This is a genomic window from Microbacterium sp. (assembly GCF_040394595.1).
GTDB lineage: Bacteria > Actinomycetota > Actinomycetes > Actinomycetales > Microbacteriaceae > Microbacterium.
This window is the reverse complement of sequence record NZ_JBEBSA010000015.1, coordinates 24,233-44,266: the sequence shown is the minus strand read 5'-3', so window position 1 is coordinate 44,266 and position 20,034 is coordinate 24,233. Positions and strand designations below refer to the sequence as shown.

Annotated in this window: 23 protein-coding genes; 12 read left to right on the top strand and 11 right to left on the bottom strand. The window is 67.9% G+C overall.

Features of this window, described 5'->3' with window-relative positions:
• Positions 1-80 precede the first annotated feature (80 nt).
• Complete coding sequence (pgi, locus tag ABWO84_RS12985) at positions 81-1,760, top strand: glucose-6-phosphate isomerase (protein ID WP_353115187.1); 1,680 nt, start codon at positions 81-83, stop codon at positions 1,758-1,760.
• A gap of 88 nt (positions 1,761-1,848) precedes the next feature.
• A complete protein-coding gene (locus ABWO84_RS12980) occupies positions 1,849-2,229 on the top strand; it encodes a VOC family protein (protein WP_353115185.1) in 381 nt (126 codons plus the stop codon).
• A 60-nt stretch (positions 2,230-2,289) separates the two neighbouring features.
• Here ABWO84_RS12980 and ABWO84_RS12975 read toward each other — a convergent pair whose 3' ends face one another.
• Complete coding sequence (locus ABWO84_RS12975) at positions 2,290-2,610, bottom strand: hypothetical protein (protein WP_353115183.1); 321 nt, start codon at positions 2,608-2,610, stop codon at positions 2,290-2,292.
• A 25-nt stretch (positions 2,611-2,635) separates the two neighbouring features.
• Positions 2,636-3,187 (bottom strand): hypothetical protein, encoded by a 552-nt coding sequence (locus ABWO84_RS12970; protein ID WP_353115181.1) that lies wholly within the window; start codon positions 3,185-3,187, stop codon positions 2,636-2,638.
• A gap of 181 nt (positions 3,188-3,368) precedes the next feature.
• On the opposite strand from ABWO84_RS12970, the gene ABWO84_RS12965 reads away from it, so the two are divergent.
• Complete coding sequence (locus ABWO84_RS12965; RefSeq protein ID WP_353115179.1) at positions 3,369-4,193, top strand: alpha/beta fold hydrolase; 825 nt, start codon at positions 3,369-3,371, stop codon at positions 4,191-4,193.
• A gap of 79 nt (positions 4,194-4,272) precedes the next feature.
• Here ABWO84_RS12965 and ABWO84_RS12960 read toward each other — a convergent pair whose 3' ends face one another.
• Positions 4,273-4,467, bottom strand: a complete 195-nt coding sequence (locus ABWO84_RS12960) for a helix-turn-helix transcriptional regulator (protein ID WP_353115177.1) — start codon at positions 4,465-4,467, stop codon at positions 4,273-4,275.
• 2 nt (positions 4,468-4,469) lie between these two features.
• Positions 4,470-4,895, bottom strand: a complete 426-nt coding sequence (locus tag ABWO84_RS12955) for a hypothetical protein (RefSeq protein WP_353115175.1) — start codon at positions 4,893-4,895, stop codon at positions 4,470-4,472.
• 480 nt (positions 4,896-5,375) lie between these two features.
• On the opposite strand from ABWO84_RS12955, the gene zapE reads away from it, so the two are divergent.
• From zapE to ABWO84_RS12920, 7 genes are all read left to right on the top strand, one after another.
• Positions 5,376-5,774: an AFG1/ZapE family ATPase gene (gene zapE / locus ABWO84_RS12950; RefSeq protein ID WP_353115237.1), complete on the top strand. Its 399-nt coding sequence runs from the start codon at positions 5,376-5,378 to the stop codon at positions 5,772-5,774.
• 197 nt (positions 5,775-5,971) lie between these two features.
• Positions 5,972-6,724, top strand: a complete 753-nt coding sequence (locus ABWO84_RS12945; RefSeq protein WP_353115173.1) for a hypothetical protein — start codon at positions 5,972-5,974, stop codon at positions 6,722-6,724.
• Between the two features lie 5 nt (positions 6,725-6,729).
• Positions 6,730-7,314 (top strand): hypothetical protein, encoded by a 585-nt coding sequence (locus ABWO84_RS12940; RefSeq protein ID WP_353115171.1) that lies wholly within the window; start codon positions 6,730-6,732, stop codon positions 7,312-7,314.
• 91 nt (positions 7,315-7,405) lie between these two features.
• Positions 7,406-7,960, top strand: a complete 555-nt coding sequence (locus ABWO84_RS12935) for a hypothetical protein (RefSeq protein ID WP_353115169.1) — start codon at positions 7,406-7,408, stop codon at positions 7,958-7,960.
• Positions 7,957-8,874, top strand: coding sequence for a hypothetical protein (locus tag ABWO84_RS12930; RefSeq protein WP_353115167.1), 918 nt, complete (start codon positions 7,957-7,959; stop codon positions 8,872-8,874). Before ABWO84_RS12935 ends, ABWO84_RS12930 begins: the two co-directional genes overlap by 4 nt.
• Positions 8,871-9,560, top strand: coding sequence for a hypothetical protein (locus ABWO84_RS12925; RefSeq protein WP_353115165.1), 690 nt, complete (start codon positions 8,871-8,873; stop codon positions 9,558-9,560). The genes ABWO84_RS12930 and ABWO84_RS12925 overlap by 4 nt, the downstream gene beginning before the upstream one ends.
• A gap of 88 nt (positions 9,561-9,648) precedes the next feature.
• Complete coding sequence (locus ABWO84_RS12920; protein WP_353115163.1) at positions 9,649-10,365, top strand: DUF3592 domain-containing protein; 717 nt, start codon at positions 9,649-9,651, stop codon at positions 10,363-10,365.
• A gap of 6 nt (positions 10,366-10,371) precedes the next feature.
• Here ABWO84_RS12920 and ABWO84_RS12915 read toward each other — a convergent pair whose 3' ends face one another.
• From ABWO84_RS12915 to nrdH, 6 genes are all read right to left on the bottom strand, one after another.
• The gene (locus ABWO84_RS12915) at positions 10,372-11,067 is read right to left on the bottom strand and encodes a hypothetical protein (RefSeq protein WP_353115161.1); all 696 of its coding nucleotides are present in this window, start codon (positions 11,065-11,067) and stop codon (positions 10,372-10,374) included.
• Between the two features lie 105 nt (positions 11,068-11,172).
• On the bottom strand, positions 11,173-11,358 hold the full coding sequence (locus ABWO84_RS12910) for a hypothetical protein (protein WP_353115159.1): 186 nt from the start codon (positions 11,356-11,358) through the stop codon (positions 11,173-11,175).
• A gap of 587 nt (positions 11,359-11,945) precedes the next feature.
• The gene (gene nrdF, locus ABWO84_RS12905; RefSeq protein ID WP_353115157.1) at positions 11,946-12,923 is read right to left on the bottom strand and encodes a class 1b ribonucleoside-diphosphate reductase subunit beta; all 978 of its coding nucleotides are present in this window, start codon (positions 12,921-12,923) and stop codon (positions 11,946-11,948) included.
• A 38-nt stretch (positions 12,924-12,961) separates the two neighbouring features.
• Positions 12,962-15,121, bottom strand: coding sequence for a class 1b ribonucleoside-diphosphate reductase subunit alpha (nrdE, locus tag ABWO84_RS12900; RefSeq protein ID WP_353115155.1), 2,160 nt, complete (start codon positions 15,119-15,121; stop codon positions 12,962-12,964).
• A complete protein-coding gene (gene nrdI, locus ABWO84_RS12895) occupies positions 15,103-15,537 on the bottom strand; it encodes a class Ib ribonucleoside-diphosphate reductase assembly flavoprotein NrdI (protein WP_353115153.1) in 435 nt (144 codons plus the stop codon). The genes nrdE and nrdI overlap by 19 nt, the downstream gene beginning before the upstream one ends.
• Before the next feature lie 80 nt (positions 15,538-15,617).
• Entirely contained in the window at positions 15,618-15,851 is a 234-nt protein-coding gene (gene nrdH / locus ABWO84_RS12890) for a glutaredoxin-like protein NrdH (protein ID WP_353115151.1), read from the bottom strand.
• A 369-nt stretch (positions 15,852-16,220) separates the two neighbouring features.
• Between nrdH and ABWO84_RS12885 the strand changes: the two genes are divergently transcribed.
• On the top strand, positions 16,221-17,429 hold the full coding sequence (locus tag ABWO84_RS12885; protein ID WP_353115149.1) for an MFS transporter: 1,209 nt from the start codon (positions 16,221-16,223) through the stop codon (positions 17,427-17,429).
• The gene (locus tag ABWO84_RS12880; RefSeq protein ID WP_353115147.1) at positions 17,426-18,319 is read left to right on the top strand and encodes a sugar kinase; all 894 of its coding nucleotides are present in this window, start codon (positions 17,426-17,428) and stop codon (positions 18,317-18,319) included. The genes ABWO84_RS12885 and ABWO84_RS12880 overlap by 4 nt, the downstream gene beginning before the upstream one ends.
• 84 nt (positions 18,320-18,403) lie before the next feature.
• On the opposite strand, the gene ABWO84_RS12875 is transcribed toward ABWO84_RS12880, so the two are convergent.
• Entirely contained in the window at positions 18,404-19,963 is a 1,560-nt protein-coding gene (locus ABWO84_RS12875; protein WP_353115146.1) for a PucR family transcriptional regulator, read from the bottom strand.
• Positions 19,964-20,034 lie beyond the last annotated feature (71 nt).

Genomic DNA, 20,034 nt, shown 5'->3' with positions numbered 1-20,034 from the left:
GTTCTCCGCCGATCCGGGTGCAGGACGTCACACGGGATGCGGATCGTCCGCGCAGGACGGATCGCCGCTACCGTGGAGGCATGGACGCTCCGATCGACCCCACCGCGACCTCGGCCTGGACCGAGCTGACCGCGCTCCGCGACTCGTTCTCCCCCGACCTCCGCGGCTGGTTCGCGGCCGACGCCGACCGGGCCGACCGGCTCTCGCTCCCCCTCGCCGACCTGCACGTCGACCTGTCCAAGAACCTCGTCACGGACGAGGTCGTGGGCTCGCTCGTCCGGCTCGCCGCCGAGACCGGTGTCGCCGAGCGCTTCGCCGCGATGCTCCAGGGCGACCACATCAACACGACCGAGGACCGCGCCGTGCTGCACACCGCCCTGCGCCGCCCGGCGGGCGCGCAGCCGCCGCTCTCGGTGGACGGGCAGGACGTCGACGGGGACGTGCAGCGGGTGCTCGACGCACTCAGCGCCTTCGCCGACCGCGTCCGCTCCGGCGGGTGGGTCGGCGTGACGGGCAAGCGCGTCACGCACGTGGTCAACATCGGGATCGGCGGATCGGACCTCGGGCCGGTCATGGTCTACGAGGCGCTCAGGCCCTACGCCGATGCCGGCATCTCGGCGCGCTTCGTCTCGAACATCGACCCGACCGACCTCGCGCAGAAGACCGCCGACCTCGACCCCGAGACCACGCTCTTCATCGTGGCGTCGAAGACCTTCACCACTCTGGAGACGCTGACCAACGCCCGGCTGGCCCGGGACTGGCTGTGGGAGCGCCTCGCCGCGGCCGGGATCCCGACCGGAACCGATGAGCAGCGCAACGAGGCCGTGGCCCACCACTTCGTCGCGGTGTCGACCGCCCTCGACAAGGTCGCCGCGTTCGGGATCGATCCGGCCAACGCGTTCGGCTTCTGGGACTGGGTCGGCGGGCGCTACTCCGTCGACTCCGCGATCGGCCTGTCCCTCGCGATCGCCCTCGGCCCGGACGCCTTCCGCGAGCTGCTCGCGGGCTTCCACGCCGTCGACGAGCACGTCCGCACGACGCCGGTCGAGCGCAACGTTCCGATGCTGATGGGGCTCCTCAACGTCTGGTACGTGAACTTCCTCGGGGCGCAGTCGCACGCGGTGCTCCCCTACGCCCAGCAGCTGAGCCGCTTCCCCGCCTATCTCCAGCAGCTGACCATGGAGTCCAACGGCAAGTCGGTGCGCTGGGACGGATCACCGGTCGCGACCGACACGGGAGAGGTGTTCTGGGGCGAGCCGGGGACCAACGGCCAGCACGCCTTCTATCAGCTCATCCACCAGGGCACGCGGCTGATCCCCGCCGACTTCATCGCCTTCGCGAACCCCGCCTACCCGCTGCAGGACGACGGCCGCGACGTGCACGGCCTGTTCCTGGCCAACTTCCTCGCGCAGACGAAGGCGCTCGCCTTCGGCAAGACCTCCGCCGAGGTGGAGGCCGAGGGCACCACCGGCCCCCTGGTCGCCGCGCGCACGTTCTCCGGCAACCGGCCGACGACCTCGATCTTCGCGCCCGCGCTCACCCCCGCAGTGCTCGGGCAGCTGATCGCGCTGTACGAGCACATCACCTTCACGCAGGGCGCCGTCTGGGGGATCAACTCGTTCGACCAGTGGGGCGTGGAGCTCGGCAAGCAGCTCGCCCTGCAGATCGCCCCGGCGATCGAGGGAGACCGGGCGGCGATCGATGCCCAGGACCCGTCGACCCGCGCGCTCCTGGAGTACTACCTGGCCCACCGGCGGTGACCATCCGGTGGGCCCTGTCGGATGTCGGAGGCCTGCCCTAACGTGAGACCCGGCGGCAGATCGACTCCCGCTGCGGAGGAGCGTGAACATGGACTGGAAGATCGAGCTCATTTTCGTCCCGGTGACAGATGTCGACCGGGCGAAGGACTTCTACGTGAAGATCGGCTTCAACGCCGATCATGACCAGACTCCGGTCGAGGGGCTGCGGTTCGTGCAGATGACCCCTCCGGGCTCGGCCTGCTCGATCGCCTTCGGCACCGGGCTCGGCATCGACCTCGAGCCGGGGCAGCAGAACACGATCCAGGTGGTCGTGCCCGACGCCGATGAGGCGCTCGCGCAGCTGCGGGCAGTCGGCGTCGAGGCCACGGGCGTCGACGACCTCGGCTGGGGACGCTTCGTGTCCTTCGACGACCCGGACGGCAACACCTGGACGCTGCAGCAGTTGCCGGACTACGCCGCACAGGCCTGACGACGAAAAGACCGCCTCGCCCTGTCGAGGGGCGAGACGGCTTTTCGTGTGCCGTTCGGCTCAGCCGTTGGCGCGGGCCTCGGTGATGTTCGCCGCGGATCCGGTGCTGTCGAGCTTCCAGACGCCGCCCTGCTTGATGACGGCGAGGCTGACGTTCTGCCCCTCTGCCGAGGCGGAGACGTGGCCGCTGATCGTGTCGCCCGAGAAGCTCGAGGCGTCGATCCGGAAGCCGGCGGGGAACGCGATGTCGGCCACCGCGGACGCGGTGGGGACGATGCCCGGTGCGAAGGCGACTCCGGCGGTGAAGCCGGCGACGTCGTTCCGGTTGACGGCGGCGACGATCTCGTCGGCGCGCTGCTGAGTGAAGGTCGAGTCGGTCATGTGAGTCTCCTGTTCGTGTCCGGTGTCAGCTGCGGCCGCAGTAGCCGACGAGCACGCCGAAGATCGAGAGTCCGACCAGGGTCTGCCCCGCGGAGTCGTCGCCCTTGTTGCTGTTGGCGTTGCCGATGATGTTGCCGACGGTCATCGTGTAGGTGCGGAGCGCCTGCGCCGAGGCGAAGCCGGTCACCTGGAGGGTCGCGGACGTCCCGGCCGGGATGTCGCGGGCAAGGGTGAACTGCGCGGTGCTGCCGTTCAGGAAGTTGAGGACGCCGAGACCGTTGGTGTCGCCGAAGGTCAGGTTCCCGATTCCCGTGCCGGTGATGAGGAAGGTGGATCCCGCACGCACCGTGTTCCCCACCGCGGTGATCGTGAACTGAGGGAAGGACTGGCCGAAGCCGAGGATGTTGATGCCGTAGCAGGACGCGGAGACGATCACGTTCTGCTGCGGGATCGGGACGGAGGCGGATGCCATCGGCACAGCGGCCGCCGCGGCGACCACGGGCACCGACCAGGCGGCGCCCTTCACGATGGTGCGGCGGGACAGTCCCGCCGTGGTGGGCGTTCTTTCAGAGGTCATGCGAGTAGTGCTCCCCAGATGTGTGTCGAACGATGCGGCTCCCACAGCCGCCTCGTCGATTCTTCGTAAGCGAGACTGATATACCGATTTAGTTCTCTTTAGGACTAATCCTCATAGGGACAATCTGGACATCGGTGCATGACCGACGGAGGATGTCGGACGCCACTGCGAGGATGAGGGAATGGCAGCGGAGGTTCTCTCATGGCGTGGCCGGGAAGTCGTCTGGGAGCGAATGGGCGACGGGCCACCGCTCGTACTGCTCCACGGCACTCCGTGGTCCTCCGCGCTGTGGCGTCCCCTGGCCGCCGCGCTCTCCTCGCGCTTCGCCGTCTATCTCTGGGACATGCCCGGGTACGGCCGTTCATCGAAGTCGGCCGACCACACCGTCGACCTCGGAGTCCAGGGCGAGCTCTTCACGCAGCTGCTGCGGGAGTGGGGGCTCTCCCGCCCTCACGTCATCGCCCATGACATCGGCGGCGCCGTGGCGCTGCGGGCGCGGCTGCGGCATGGCGCGACGTACCGCTCACTGTGCCTCGTCGACGTCGTCGCGCTCACGCCGTGGGGTTCCCCGTTCTTCACGCTGGTGAAGGAGCATGCCGACGTGTTCGCGCAGCTGCCTCCGGCGATCCATCGGGCGACGGTCGAGGCCTACGTGCGCGGAGCGAGCCACCGCGGGCTCCGCCCGGACGACCTCGACATGCTGGTCGCCCCCTGGACGGATGCCGCGGGGCAGGGCGCCTTCTACCGCCAGATCGCCCAGGCGGACGAGGGGCACACCCGGGAGCTCGAGCCGCTCCTCGCGACGCTCTCCGAGCCCGTGCACATCGTCTGGGGCTCCGAGGACGCCTGGATCCCGCCGGACAGGGCGCACCGGCTGCAGGCCGCCATCCCCGGCTCCTCTCTCACCCTGATCGAAGGGGCAGGTCACCTCATCCAGCTCGACCAGCCCGTCGCCCTCACCGCGGAGCTGAGCCGCTGGCTGTCCGAGGTGGCACCGCCGGCGTGAATCGCGGACTCCATGCGGCGACGCCGCGGACGGAGCGGAGGGAGTTCGAGAGCAGTCGGCCTGCCGTTCGGCCGGCACACTACTGCTCGTCGGAGAAGATCTCCTCGAGGGGCTTACGGAAGAGCCGAGCGATGCGGAAAGCCAGCGGAAGCGAGGGATCGAACCTTCCACGCTCGATGGAGATGATCGTCTGCCGGGATACGCCGAGCAGATCGGCAAGGTGTTGCTGCGACCATCCGCACTCCTTCCGGAGCTCGGCGAGGACGTTCTGCATGCTCAGCCTCGCCGACGGAGCAAGAGGTAGCGAATCGCCCAGGAGCCGAGTGCGATCAGGAGCACCGCGGAGAGCGCGATCGGGGCAGTGATCGGGATGTTCGCGACCCCGATCGCGGCCGCCCCGAGTCCGGTGACCAGCAGGGTGTCCCCGAACGCACCGCTCGACGCGCGGGAGTACCAGGCCGACTCCACGGACTGCTCGGGGTTCTCCGTCGCCCCCTGGAGCGTCTCCCGGTCCACGATGAGCGCCCAGACGAGCCCGACACACGGCCAGAGCAAGACGAGAGCGACGACCGTCGCACCGAAGACGGGATACGGGCCGACGCTATCGGTGGCCAGCGCCACGGCGCCTGCCGCTCCCGCCATGATGACCCCGAACGGTATCGCGACCCCGAGCGCGGAGAGGCGTCCTTCACCGAACTTCACCCGCCCCCATCGGCTCCTGTCCGTGGCCCTGGCAGATTCGGATCCTGTTGTCACGACGCCTCCTGTAAAGCGTATTTTACATCTTGCTCCATCTTGGATGTAAAGCAGACTTTACGCAAGACGGCTCTCCGGCGACGCGCGGACACCGTCTCCCGACGATGCGGGCAACCTGGGCAGACACACGAAACGCCCCTGGCGGCCAGCTCGTCATGAGCTGCCGCCAGGGGCGTCGGCGCGTTCAGAGCCTGTAACCCTGAGCTGGTGTTATCAGAAGTCCCAGTACTCGTTGGAAACTGCGGAATCCTGCACTGTTCTCAAGTCGTCGGGCGCTGCGTGCCCTCTGCGCGCCCCTCACATCCGAGATCCCGTTTTCACGCATCGATCACATCCGGCGACACACTTCGAAGTGTGCCCACGAAGGCGCAACAAGCACCGTGAGTCCAGAGCAACCAGAACTTGCCTTGCTGCGCATGACGCAACATTCCACCTCTGCAAGGCGACTCGTCCAGTGCGTCGCGCAGTGATGTCGAGCTGACGGTCAACGGCCTCCCGGTTCGGGCAGTATCCGTCGACGACGGCACCGCGACATTCACCTTCGCGGAGCTGTGCGAGCGGCCGCTCGGCGTCCGCGAGTACCTGCGGTTGGCCGAAGAGTTCGAACGATTGCGCCTCATCACGGTCCCCGATCTGGCGTCCGCCGAACGCGACCCGTTGACACGACTGTGCCAGCTGATCGACGTGCTCTATGACCGGGACCAGCAATTCGACGTCCAGGCCGTCTCCATGCCGCAGCGCATGCTGGACGCGCATCGCCCGCCCCACGATGCCGCGCGCACCCTCAGTCGGCTGGCAGCCCTGTCGCCCGCCCTCTTTCGATGACCGCCTCGATCGTGCGGGTGCCATTCTCGCTAGATATCTCAGACCCTTCCCTGTGGTCGGGAGCATCTGACGTGCGAGACTGGAGAAGACGAGAGGGGCGTCATAGGTGCCCGTCGACGAGGCAGCACCCGTCGCTTCCCGGACGCCACCAGCTCTACAGCACCGGCGCTCCCCGACCGACGAGGGGGTGAGCCGACATGCAACGAGACATCGTACGACCGGTCGACGTGCCCCGGCCGGAGTCCGTGGCCGAGGTCGCGACGTGGGCCGGCAGCGAGGACCTGCGCACCACCCATTTCATCCACGCCCCGGTCGTCTGGGTACTCCTCCCACTCGCAGCCCTCGGGTTCCTAATCTGGGGCTCGATAACCTCTCCGAACGAAGGCCCGTCCGGTGACCTGTTCGCCGACGACGGCATCGGTTCGCTGTGGCTGTACGTCGCTGCGAGCGTGTGGCTGCTCGTCGCCATCGGGGTGCTCATCCGGCGGCTGGTGCTGTTCCACGGGCTGCGCGAGGAGAACGAGTGGATCTTCCAGCATCATGTCGCGCACTCGATCCACCGGACCTCGTTCGACCGAGACGACGGGGAGGGGAGCTGGGCGACCTACATCGCGCTCGACCACCGGATCGACGACCGGCGCGCCACGGGGATCTGCGAGGCGTTCGAAGAGTGGCTGCGCACGAAGGGGCTCCCGCCCTCGGGCTCGGAGCCCATCTCATCGGCGACACTGTTCGGCCCGCAGCTGGCCGGCGGGTACTTCTTCCTCCACCTGCCGGTCTCACAGACCGCGGGCGAGACCACCAAGCACGAGTGGCTGCTCATCACTCCATCCCATGAGCACGACGAAAGCGACGCAGACGAGGTGATCGTGACGCCGGTGCCGCCCCGGAAGCGGCTGCAGAAGATCCGGGCGAGGCTGCACCGGAAGGCCGAGAGGAGCGCAAGGTGAACAGCATGAGGTACATCTCGTTGGTGGGCCTGGTCGCGACCGACGAGCAGACCCAGGAATGGATGGCCGCCGCGCGCAGGCCTGAGACCCGGGCGCGCATCCGGCGCTGGTCGAAGGTCGAGACCGTCGCCGTGTTCGTGATGCTCGCCGGCATCGCGCTGCTCCTCGTCGCGCCGTTCGCCTCGATCGCGGTGGCGATCTGGAACGCCGTCACCGATGTCGAGCGCACGTATCTGTACTGGTGGATCTGGAGCGTCCCGGGCATCTTTGCGCTGGGAGGCGTCGTCGTGGCCGTGGTCGCGAGCAGCCGGCGCGAGTGGGCGTGCTTCGCGGACGGACACGTCGCCGTCGGGACCGTCGAGCGCGCCATCGAGCACCCCGGCAGCGGGGACGACCAGACCTGGTTCGACCTGCGCATCACTGCCGAGCTGCCCGGCGGCACGGCCATGCGCCGCCGTCTGCACCTCGAGGGCGAGCACCTGGATCGGCGGGTGGGCCGTCCCGTGCGGTTCCGTCACAACACGCTCGACGCCGACGACCTGGACGATTTGCTCTTCGACGGGTGGCCCGATCACGAGGAGGCTCCCTGATCACCAGACTCCACGGCAACACCGAGTTCACAAGCATCCAGACTCCCGCAACGGGATCACCGTTCCTGAACGGAAAGCGCAGGTTCGAATCATGAACGCCGAACTGGACGAGTGGCTGAGCCACGCGAAGACGCCCGAAACACGGGCGCGCATCCGGCGCTGGGCGCGCTGGGCGCGATTCGGAATGGTGCTGGTAATCGTCAGCGTCTGGCTGGTCGCTCTCCTGGTGCTGTCGGTGATCGTGATCGATATCGCCGACATCGCGTTCTTCGATAGCGTGCCGTGGCTGGGGTGGGTGCTCCTCGGTGTCCTCGTCGGGCTGATTGTCGGAGCCGGGGGCCTGATCCTGCTCGCAGACGGCAGACGAATCAAGGCGATGTACGCGGACGGCCGAGTCTCCGTCGGTGTCATCACGCAGGTGACCAGGGTCGAGCCGGCAGACCCCGAGATGGTCGGCGTCTCATACGACCTCACCATCACCGCCACCACACCTGGAACCGGCGAGATCCGCCGCGTCGTCAACCACTCGAACGCGCTGGAGATCGGGCAGCGGATCCGCTTCCGCCACAACACTCTTGACCCGGAGAACCAATATGACGCGCTGTTCGTCGACGCGGTCGCGGAGCAGGACGGAGCGCGACAATGAGTACCGAGACATCCGCTACGGGCAAGACCGCCCACGAGCTCTATGGCCCGCTGCTCTTCCACGCGGAGAACCCGGTCCGCAGCGTGCGCCGCCGCACGGTGCGCTGGGTGGTGCTCGTCGTCGCGGCCGCGGCGCTCGTCACCGCTGCCGTGACCTCCTTGTTCGCGCTGGCAGAGCCGGGTGGTCCACCACCGCCGTGGTGGGTCTACGTTCTGGGCCTGCCGGGCTGGCTCCTCGTGCTCTGGAGCGTCGTCGAGCTCTTCAGGCTGCTGACGGCCTGGCGGCGCGTGGGCTGGACGGTCGAGGTGCATGAGCACGGCGTCGTCGAGTCGCGCTTCGGCGAAGTGAGGCAGGCCATGCCGTACTCCGGCGGCGTCATCGACCCGGGCCACGGCGTGTTCTTCTCCCCGCACCCGCAAACCGGTGACGGGCTGCTCACCGCGCCCTGGAAAGGTGAACTGAGGAACGCCCCCTCCGAGATCCGGGCGGCCGCCCAGCCGGTCCTGGTGCAGGAGGCGTTGCAGCAACTGCGCGCTGGAAAGGATGTGACGTTCCCCGGCAGTCGGGAGGGGAAGCCTGGGGTCACGCTGTCAGCCGATCGGCTGACGCTCCCGGACGGCCGCGAGTACGAGCACGCGTCGTCACAGGTGCAGTACTGGAACGTGACCGGTGATGGAGATGCCATGACCCGTGCTCTCGCCGACGACCCCAGCCTCGCGAATACGATCGTCTTCCTCACCGATGACGAGGCGAACGGCTTCCGCACCACTGGCGGGTACGGCATCCCCGGCTGGGAACGCACGAGCCCGAACCTCACTGTCATGCGCGAGACACTGCACTTCCTCCTCGACCCCGACGGGCACCAGGAGATGTACCGGGCACAGCGCGCCCGCCAGGAACGGGAGCTCTCATGACCGAGACGCACACAGCGAAACCGTCCCTGCTCCGACGCATCAGACGGGCCCTGGTCGACGAGTTCACACCTCGACCGGAGCCGCGCCCAGCGCCGCCCCGCAAGGAACTCCTCGAAGGGCGAGAAGCAGTCGGCATCATCCGCTATGCGGTGTCGAACGATTCCCCCGAAGGCGGACCGACAGATGACGATCTGGTCATCCACATCGACACGAGCGTCGACGGCCAGCACCTGACGCTGCCGCGAACCGTCAGGTCTCCCCTGTTCGGCCCTTCCGCGGGCCGCAGACTCACCGGAGAGCAGGTTGTCGTCCGCCACACGACACTCGACCCGACCTATGACAACGACGTGCTCGTCGTCGGATGGCCGGCAGAGGTCGCTAGAGAGCTGAGGCCGTTCCGACCGGAAGGGCCGGGAACTCTCAGCTATCGGATCTGGAGTGTTCTCGCGAGCCTGAGTTTCATGATCGGCTGGGGCGGGATCGTGTTCATCGTTCCGACTGCGTGCTTGCTCATCGGTATGCTCTTCATCGGTCATGACCTGTTCGACGGTTTCCCAGGTTGGATGAACCCCGCGGTGCTGTTTCCGGCGAGCGTAGTCGCGATCCCGCTGGGCTTCTGGTTGTATGCCGCATGCGCGTACCGCAGGGAGCAGGCGCAAGCTCGTATCGAGGCGGTGCCGTCATGAAGCCGGACGGACGTCGGGAGATGCGCCACGCACGGCAGGACCGCCATGCGCTGGAGGCTCCGCGCGGACCTGAAGAAGCGAATGAGCGATGAACACCACGAACCCCACCCACGCCGCCGCGCGCCGCACCAGGTGGATGCAGCCGCTGCGGACGCTGCTCTGGAGCGTCTCGGGAGCGATCCTGTTCGCGATCCCCTTCGTGCTAGTCGGGTCCCCAGGGCGCGAGCCGTACTGGGCGCTCTGGTTCTTCCCGGCCGCCGTCGTCTGCGTGCTGCTGGTCGGATGGATCGACGTGAACACCACCATCCCCGGGCAGCAGACTGCGCACACGTGGCCGTACGTCCTGTGGGGGCTCGGGCTCTGGGCAGGGTGCGCTGGTGCCGGGCTGCTCCTGGGCCGCGCGTGGCTGAGCATCCGGTCCTCCTCTGCGGGCGTCGAGTACGACCCCGCACCTCAGCTGATCGGACTCGGCGCTGCGCTGCTGCTCGTCGCCCCGGCGGTGCTGGCCAGCTCCGCGTTGTCGCGCTCACGGAACGCGAAGAACGCCGACCGGGCCCGCAGCATCCAACTCACCGGCCCGCGAGTACCCGCCGTCGTCACCGAAGTCACTCGATGGAAGGGGACGAACGTGCCCACGTATTACCGGGTGACGCTCAGGTTCCAGGATTCCCAAGGCACCGACCGCTGGCATCAGGCCGTGCACTCGGACAAGCCCCTGATCGGCAGCAAGCACTGGATCCGCTACGACTCCGCCAGGCCGGGCAGGACGTCGCTGATCTTCGTCGAGTGGGCGGGCGGACGCTGACGGGTTTCAGCGCCCGTGGATAGACCCGCACACCTCGACAAAGGGTTGTACGAGCCTGGCATATGCGCCGTGGTCAACCTCTTCCGGGTGCAGCTCGCGCAGCAGCACTGCCAGCCCGATCGACATCAACGGCTGCTCATCGATCTCTCGACCCCCCGGGGCGACCTTCGCGACGTGGCTCAGGCAGTCGGCCTGCTCGACCGTCATGTTCGAGCCGACGAAGTGATGCCCGGGGTTCACGAACACGAGCGACTCATCCCAGGCGTTGCCGTCAGCACGGATCCGGTTGAGCACCGCTCGCGCCTCCGGGTTCGTCATGAGACCCATCCGGTATCGGAGCGCATCCCACAGAGGGTGCGTCGCAGAGGCGGTGGGCCTCATCAGTTCGAAAAGCTGCGCCGTGGTCGGCGGCGGATACTTGTGCTGCAGCTCTGCAGTACGCAGATCCCGCGCGTCCCGGTGCCGTTGCATCTTCGGATCAACGAGCGGCAGGTCCGGGCCGCACGGCGGCTCCAGCAGCAGGATCCGCGAGGGGTTCGCTCGGTCACGGATGCCCGGCACGAAGAAGCCGTGCACCAGACCGCCGAGGCTCGATGGCCTCGTGCCCGAGCGGATCTCCGCGCGACGCGGCTCCTGCCCTGGTGCATGCACCTCGACGACGAAGGCACCGTCGTACTGCCGGCTCGCGGCGATGCTGAGCACCCGGAGTCGGACGTGCTCGGGCTCGGCGAGCTCGGGGACGCCGACATCGCAGAATCGGCCGTCGTCCGAGCGTGGTGTGAAGAGGTCGTAGATTCTCATGAGGTCTCAGCCGAGCCCGCCATACGCGGGGACGGGGCCGCGGATCAGCAGGCGCACCACCATCGCCGTCACCTTGCAGATGCCCAGCAGGCCCGAGCCCGATGTCGGCGCACTAGGCGGGCCCACCCGGCCGGAGGCCTGAAGCGCCTGCCCGGCCTGGGACATCGTTGTCGAAGGTGTCGTGCCCGCCATACGCCTCCAGCATATAGAGCACGATTCTCGCCATCCATCCAGGCCACACGAAAGACACCTGCCCCGTAATCACACGGGACAGGGATGGAAACACTCAGCTTTACGCGAGGGCTGGGGTCAGGAAGATCATGAACGCCTCTACCCTCAGAACATTGAGGTCTGAAAACGTAACCCCGCTTTCGAGGTAGAAGCGCCCAATCTACCGGCCGCGCGCCTGCACTGCGTGGTTCGCGCTCCGCTGACGAAGTTCGTCTCGGCCATGCCCAGTCAGCTGTTGCGCGTTTGCAAGTACACGTTGGACGACTCGGAACTCGGCTGCTTGCTCCGCAGTTTTGACGTGCTTCATATCGCCGATCGGTGATGTTGTAGCGATGTCGGTAGAGCGCGATCGTCGCGGATTGAGCACCGGACACCCGAATTCCGGTTGAGGCGTGCCTCCTCACCCAACTTGAAGGTGCATACGTGCCCCCTACGTGCCCGCCCGAACGGGTATCTGGAGAAGGCACGAAAAGAGGCCCGGACCTGCAGAAACATGCAGGTCCGGGCCTCCAACCAGCCCTTTTACGGGGCTACTTCATCTGGGACTTCTAGAAGTCCCAGTCGTCGTCCTCGGTCGCGACAGCCTTGCCGATGACGTACGAGGAGCCCGACCCCGAGAAGAAGTCGTGGTTCTCGTCGGCGTTCGGCGAGAGGGCCGAGAGGATCGCCGGGTTCACGTTCGTCACGGTCGACGGGAACATCGCCTCGTAGCCGAGGTTCATCAGCGCCTTGTTGGCGTTGTAGTGCAGGAACTTCTTCACGTCCTCGGTGAGGCCCACCGCGTCGTAGAGGTCCTGCGTGTACTGCACCTCGTTCTCGTAGAGCTCGAACATCAGCGAGAAGGTGTACTCCTTGAGCTCGTCACGCGTCGCCTGATCGACGTTCTCGAGACCCTTCTGGTACTTGTAGCCGATGTAGTAGCCGTGCACGGCCTCGTCGCGGATGATGAGGCGGATGAGGTCGGCGGTGTTGGTGAGCTTCGCCCGGCTCGACCAGTGCATCGGCAGGTAGAAGCCGGAGTAGAACAGGAACGACTCCAGCAGCGTGGAGGCGATCTTGCGCTTCAGCGGGCTGTCGCCGCGGTAGTCGTGCAGCACGATCTGGGCCTTGCGCTGCAGGTTCTCGTTCTCCACCGACCAGCGGAACGCCTCATCGATCTCCTTCGTCGAGCACAGGGTCGAGAAGATCGAGGAGTAGCTCTTCGCGTGCACCGACTCCATGAACGCGATGTTGGTGTACACCGCCTCCTCGTGCGGGGTGAGCGCATCGGGCAGCAGCGACACAGCGCCGACCGTGCCCTGAATCGTGTCCAGCAGCGTGAGGCCGGTGAACACCCGCATCGTGAGCGTCTGCTCCTCGGGCGTCAGCGTGTTCCACGACTGGATGTCGTTCGACAGCGGCACCTTCTCGGGCAGCCAGAAGTTGCCAGTGAGGCGGTTCCAGACCTCGAGGTCCTTGTCGTCCTCGATGCGGTTCCAGTTGATCGCCTGCACCTGAGTGGCAAGCTTGATCTGCTCGGGGGTCATTTCAATCCTTCTCGCAAAAATCCCTGATCAGCAATCGATCACAGCATGCAGCTGACGCACTCGGTCATGTCGGTGCCCTCGAGGGCCATCTGACGCAGCCGGATGTAGTAGATCGTCTTGATGCCCTTCTTCCAGGCGTAGATCTGGGCCTTGTTGATGTCGCGGGTGGTGGCGGTGTCCTTGAAGAACAGCGTCAGCGACAGGCCCTGGTCGACGTGCTGGGTGGCGGCCGCGTAGGTGTCGATGACCTTCTCGTAGCCGATCTCATAGGCGTCCTGGTAGTACTCCAGGTTCTCGTTCGTCATGAACGGCGCCGGGTAGTAGACGCGGCCGAGCTTGCCCTCCTTGCGGATCTCGATCTTCGATGCGATCGGGTGGATCGACGAAGTCGAGTTGTTGATGTAGGAGATCGACCCGGTCGGCGGCACGGCCTGCAGGTTCTGGTTGTAGATGCCGTGCTTCTGGATGGACTCCTTCAGCTCGACCCAGTCCTGCTGCGTCGGGATGTGCTTGCCCGCGAACAGCTCCTTGACCTTCTCGGTCTCGGGCTGCCACGCGCGCTCGATGTACTTCTCGAAGAACTCGCCGGAGGCGTAGGTGGAGTCCTCGAACCCGTCGAAGGCCACGCCGCGCTCGATCGCGAGGGCGTTCGACGCCCGGAGCGCGTGGAACAGCACGGTGTAGAAGTAGATGTTCGTGAAGTCGAGACCCTCTTCCGAGCCGTAGAAGACGCGCTCGCGGGCCAGGTAGCCGTGCAGGTTCATCTGTCCGAGGCCGATCGCGTGCGAACGGTCGTTGCCGTCCTCGATCGACCGCACCGAGCCGATGTGGCTCTGGTTGCTCACCGCGGTGAGCGCGCGGATGGCGGTCTCGACCGTCTTGCCGAGGTCGTCGGCGTCCATCGCGAGCGCGATGTTCATCGAGCCGAGGTTGCAGGAGATGTCCTTGCCGATCTGGCTGTACGAGAGGTCCTCGTTGTAGGTGGTCGGCGTGTTCACCTGCAGGATCTCACTGCAGAGGTTGGACATGTTGATCCGGCCCTTGATCGGGTTGGCCTTGTTCACCGTGTCCTCGAACATGATGTACGGGTAGCCCGACTCGAACTGGATCTCCGCGAGGGTCTGGAAGAACTCGCGGGCGTTGATCTTGGTCTTCTTGATGCGCGGGTCGTCGACCATCTCGCGGTACTTCTCGGTGACGGAGACGTCGCCGAAGGGCACGCCGTAGACGCGCTCGACGTCATAGGGCGAGAAGAGGTACATGTCCTCGCCGTTACGCGCCAGCTCGAAGGTGATGTCCGGGACGACGACGCCCAGCGACAGCGTCTTGATGCGGATCTTCTCGTCGGCGTTCTCCCGCTTGGTGTCGAGGAAGCGCATGATGTCGGGGTGGTGCGCGTTGAGGTACACCGCGCCGGCGCCCTGGCGCGCGCCGAGCTGGTTCGCGTAGCTGAAGCTGTCTTCGAGCAGCTTCATGACGGGGATGATGCCCGAGGACTGGTTCTCGATCTGCTTGATCGGCGCACCCGACTCGCGGATGTTCGACAGCAGCAGGGCCACACCGCCGCCGCGCTTGGAGAGCTGCAGGGCGGAGTTGATGCCGCGGGCGATCGACTCCATGTTGTCCTCGATGCGCAGCAGGAAGCAGCTGACGAGCTCGCCGCGCTGCGCCTTGCCGGCGTTGAGGAAGGTCGGGGTGGCCGGCTGGAAGCGACCGGAGATGATCTCCTCGACGAGGGCGACGGCGAGCTTCTCGTCGCCGTCCGCGAGGCCGAGGGCGGTCATCACGACGCGGTCCTCGAAGCGCTCGAGGTAGCGCTTGCCGTCGAAGGTCTTCAGCGTGTAGCTGGTGTAGTACTTGAACGCGCCGAGGAAGGTCTCGAAGCGGAACTTCTTGCCGTAGGCGAAGTCGTTGAGCTCCTTGATGAAGTCGAACGAGTACTTGTCGATGACCGTGGGCTCGTAGTACTCCTTCTCGACCAGGTAGTCGAGGCGCTCCTTGAGGGAGTGGAAGAACACCGTGTTCTGGTTGACGTGCTGCAGGAAGTACTCCCGCGCCGCACGGCGATCGGCGTCGAACTGGATCTTGCCGTTCGCGTCGTAGAGGTTCAGCATCGCGTTGAGGGCGTGATAGTCGAGCCCCTCGTACGCGGGGTTGACCTTGAACGCCACCTGCTCCGTCACTGCAATGTCCACCATCGTTCCAATCCGTCGCTCACGCGATCGACGTCGTCCTGCGTGCCGAAGAGTTCGAACCGGTACAAGTGCGGCACACGGCACTTCCGGCTGATGACCTCACCGGCGAGGCAGAACGCCTCGCCGAAGTTGGTGTTGCCTGCGGAGATCACTCCGCGGATCAGGCTGCGGTTGTGCTCGTCGTTGAGGAACCGGATGACCTGCTTGGGGACGGAGCCCTTCTCCTCACCGCGCCCCTGACCGCCCCCGTAGGTGGGGGTGACGAGCACGAACGGCTCGTCGACGACCAGCGGGTCGTCCGTGCGGTACAGGGGGATGCGGCGAGAGGGCAGTCCGAGTTTGTCGACGAACCGCGCGGTGTTGCCCGAGACGCTCGAGAAGAAGACGATGAGCGGGGCCGCTGTGGCTGTCGCCGTCATGTTCTCTCCTTCGTCTCGTCAGTCCGCTCCGCGGATCGTCTGCTCACTCTCCGGGGCGGCCGCCGTGCGGCGCCGGAGGGTTACGCCAGCCGTGCGGCCAGCTGGTCGATCTTGTCGGGACGGAAGCCCGACCAGTGGTCTTCGTCGGTGACGACGACCGGAGCCTGCATGTAGCCGAGCGCCTTGACCTGCGCGAGCGCGTCCGCGTCCTCCGAGAGGTCGTGGATCTCGTACTCGATGCCCTTGGCGTCGAGTGCCCGGTAGGTCGCGTTGCACTGGACGCACGAAGGCTTGGTGTAGACCGTGATCGACATGTTCTTCCCCTCAAATCTGGCTGTTCCTCCGGCAGACCCCCGCCGGGAGTTCAATACTACATATAGGGACGGACATCGGGGCCGACCACAAGGGATAGTAGTTACATCCTTGTAGTTATCCACCGGTTCTCCACCGTTCCAACACAGGTTCTCCACGCATCCATCCACAGCCGGAGCGGCGTTCGGGAGGGGCGCGAACCGCGAGATCTCGCGGCTCCCAGACCCCGTCTCGGAATCCATCCACAGACCGGACGCTACGCCCCGCCACCGACATCCGATTTCCTGTGGACAACCGCACTCGGCGTGTCGCGGCGTGTCGTCACACACGCCCGCTCGCGCGCCACCTCACGACGCCGATATCGTTGCCTCGTGGCGGGATATCGGGACCTTCTTCGCACGCCCGGCGTCGGACGGATGATCGCTGCGCAGCTGCTCGCGCGCTTCCCCAACGGGATGATGAGCCTGGCGATCCTCCTGCACGTCGAGCAGCGCACCGGCTCCTACGCGCAGGCGGGCCTCGTGCTCGCCGCCGCGTCGGTCGGGCAGGCCGTCGCCGGCCCGGTCACCAGCCGCTGGATGGGCGCCTGGGGCATGCGCCGCGTGCTCACCCTCACACTCACCGTCTGCGTGCTCTCGGTGCTCGGGCTCGCCCTGCTGCCGCTGAGCCTCGCCGGCTACATGGTCCTCGGCCTCGTCGCGGGCCTCTCCACGCCGCCCGTGCAGGCCGCCGTCCGCACCATCTACCCCAAGCTGGTCAACGCCTCGCAGCTCACCCCGCTGTTCTCCCTGGACGCCTCGCTGCAGGAGATCATCTGGATCCTCGCGCCGGTGCTGATCACCTTCGTCTCCACCCAGGTCGGCACGATGCCCGGCCTCCTCCTCGTGGCGATCATCCTGGTGGTGGGCGGCGGATGGTTCATCCTCTCCCCCGAGGTCGGACGCGTACGCATCCCGCGCAGCCGCCGCGCCTTCGGCCGCGTGGTGCTGAAGCCCCCGGTGCTGCTGGCGACCGTGCTCGGGTTCCTGCTCATCGGAGCCTGCTCCGCGGTGGAGGTCGGCGTGGTCTCCACGTTCGGCCACGGCGGGCTGGAAGCGGGCCTCGTGCTCGCGGTGTTCTCGATCGGGAGCCTCGCCGGCGGCCTCGGCCTCGGGCACATCCCGATGGGGCCGTGGGCGATGGCCCGCCGCCTCGCGATCGTCGCCGTCGGCCTCTCCCTGACGATGGTCGCCCTCGACGTCTGGTGGCTGGGCGGCACGCTCCTCCTCGCCGGCATCGGCATCGCCCCCGCCCTCGCGGTGCTGTTCGCGATCACGACCGCCAGCGTGAAGTTCTCCGAGACGGCCGAGGCGTTCGGCTGGGCGGGCACCGGCCAGCTCATCGGAGCGGCGGCGGGATCGGCCGTCGCGGGCTTCCTCATCGACCACGGCGGCCCGGCCGGCGCGTACCTGGCCGCCGCGCTGTTCGCTATCGTCGGAGTGATCGTCTCGGTCGTGTTCGTGAGGTTCTTCCCGGATCTGCGCCATCGTGACCCCAGCCCGCACCCCGACACAGAACCGGTGAACGTACAGACATCATGAGCACCTCCCCCGACGTCGTCTGCCTCGGAGAGACGATGGCCCTCGTCACGGCCGCCGACGGACCTCTGGTCAGCGCCTCCTCCGCGACGATCGGATTCGGCGGTGCCGAGTCGAACGTCGCCGCGGGCCTCGCCGCCGCCGGATACCGCGCCGCCTGGGCCTCCCGTCTCGGTGCCGACCCCTTCGGTGACCGCATCGCGGACGACCTGCGCCGACGCGGCGTGGAGCTGCGGGTGGAGCGCGACGAGCAGGCGCCGACCGGCGTGATGTTCAAGGACCCCGGCGCGGAGGGATCCCGTGTCTACTACTACCGCGCGGGCTCCGCGGCGTCGCGGATGAGCGCCGGGGAGATCGACGCCGCGTCATTGGCCGGCGTGCGGATCGTGCACACGACGGGCATCACGCCCGCGCTCTCCGTCTCGTGCCGGGAGATGGTCGATGCCCTGTTCTCCGCGGCCCGCGAGGCCGGCGCCCTGATCTCCTTCGACGTCAACGACCGCCGCCCGCTGTGGCCGGCGGACGAGGCCGCGCGCACCCTGCACCGTCTGGCGGATGCGGCGGACATCACCTTCGTCGGGCGGGACGAGGCGGAGCGCATCTGGGGAACGGAGACGCCGGACGCGATCCGCGCACACCTCCCCGGCGCCGCCCTCCTGGTCGTCAAGGACGGCGAGGTGGGAGCGACGGCCTATTCCGGCGACGACGCCCCCGTGTTCGTCGCGGCGCCCCGGGTCGACGTCGTCGAACCCGTCGGCGCCGGAGACGCCTTCGCCGCGGGCTTCCTCGCCGCGACGCTCGACGGCGCCCCGATGGCGGAGCGCCTGGCGCGCGGACACGCCTCGGCGGGGCGGGTGCTGCGGATCGCGGCCGACCTCCCTCCCCTCGACTGAGCCGGACGCCCCCTCTGCTCCCGGACGGGTCGACGGAGCCCGGGCGGCCGGCCGGGATCGGAGGGGCGGCTCCCGCGCCGCGCGTCAGCCGCCCGCCAGCAGCGCGAGATGCAGCGCGGCGAGGGTCTCACCGTCGTCGAGGTCGGCGCCCGTGAGGTCTTCGATCAGCGCGAGCCGCTGGTAGAACACCGACCGAGAGAGCCCGGAGGCCGCCGCGGCCGCGGTGCGGCTCGACGGACGCGCGACCAGAGCGGACAGCACGGCCAAGAGGTCCCCGCGGTGGGCGCGGTCCCACTCCTCGAGCGGACCGAGCATCTCCGCGCGGAAGGCCGCCAGCCGCAGATCGCCGTGCATCCGCCCCGCCAGCCGCGTGAGGGGCCGCCCGTCGCCGCGGACGAGCTCCCCGGGCGCCGCGCGGGCGGCGAGCAGCCGTGCGGAGGCGACGGACGCTGCGAGCGCGTCCAGCGTCTCCGCCGCCTCTCCCCACCCGGCGGCGGAGGCGCGCCCCGACACGGCGTTCGCCTCCCGCACCCGTCGGCGCGCCTCGCGCAGCGCCGCCTCGCGCACGTCGGCCGCTCCGTCCCGGGGAAGCGACAGCAGCAGCACGCCGTCGCGGCCCTCCTGCGCCGCGTGCACGGCGCCCGCTTCGCAGAGCGCCTGCGCCGCGGCGTCGATCAGGTCCTCGTCCGCATCGCGCAGGACCAGGGCGTGCAGCACCCGTCCGCGCACTGGGAAGCCCGAGGCCTCCAGGCGCACGACGGCGTCCTCCGGAGTCGCGAACGACTCCGTGAGCAGGGCCTGCACCAGCATCCGGCTCGCGGCGCGCTCCCACGCCCGGCCGTCCCCGTCCGCCAGGCGCCCCAGCGCGAGCGCGGTCGCCGCCGTCTCGAGCACCGTGCGCACTCCGGCGGGGTGCGCGGCATCCGGGTGGGCGACGATCCGCCCCCACCGCGTGCCGCGGGCCTCCACCGTGGCGTGCTCCCACACGGCGCCCGAGCCCAGCCCGGCGAGCGCACCCGCCTCCTCCCGGCCCGCCGCAGCGAGCGCGACCACCTCGCCTGCGGCGCTCTGCAGCACGACGGGGGCCGCGAGGATGCGCGCGGTCTCCCGGACCACGGTCTCGGCGGGTGCCCCGCGCAGGCTCAGCGCGGTGAACAGGTCGTGGACGTGCTGCCGCGCACGGAGCGCCTCCAGCTGCGTCCCCATGATCAGGCGGTGCACCGCCTCGGTGACCGCGACGAACTTCACCTCGCGCTCGAGCACCGCCAGCGCGATCCCCCGCTCCCGGCAGGACTGCACCAGCGCGGGCGGCGCGACGGAGAACCGCCCGCCCAGTTCGAGCACGATGCCCACGGCCCCGGCGTCGGCGAGCGACCCCACGAGGTCGCGGAGCCGCTCCTCTCCTCCGGGCCAGGCCGCCCCGGTGGTCAGCAGCAGCTCTCCGCCCTCCAGCAGCGACGCGATGCGCTCGTTGTCGGAGCTGTGCACCCAGCGCACATGCCTCGTGAGCGCCTCGCCGCCGACGAGCACTTCCGGATGCCCGGCACGAAGGGGCTCGACCCCGAGCGCCTCCGCCATCGTCAGCGCACCGAGTTCCGGACGGAGTGTCCGAGAGGCGGTCGAATCCGTACGATCTGCAGCCACGATCGCATCCATTTCATTGTGAGTATGAGGCAACAGCCGAGCATAGTCCGCTCGGTCATTCTGTTCGATCA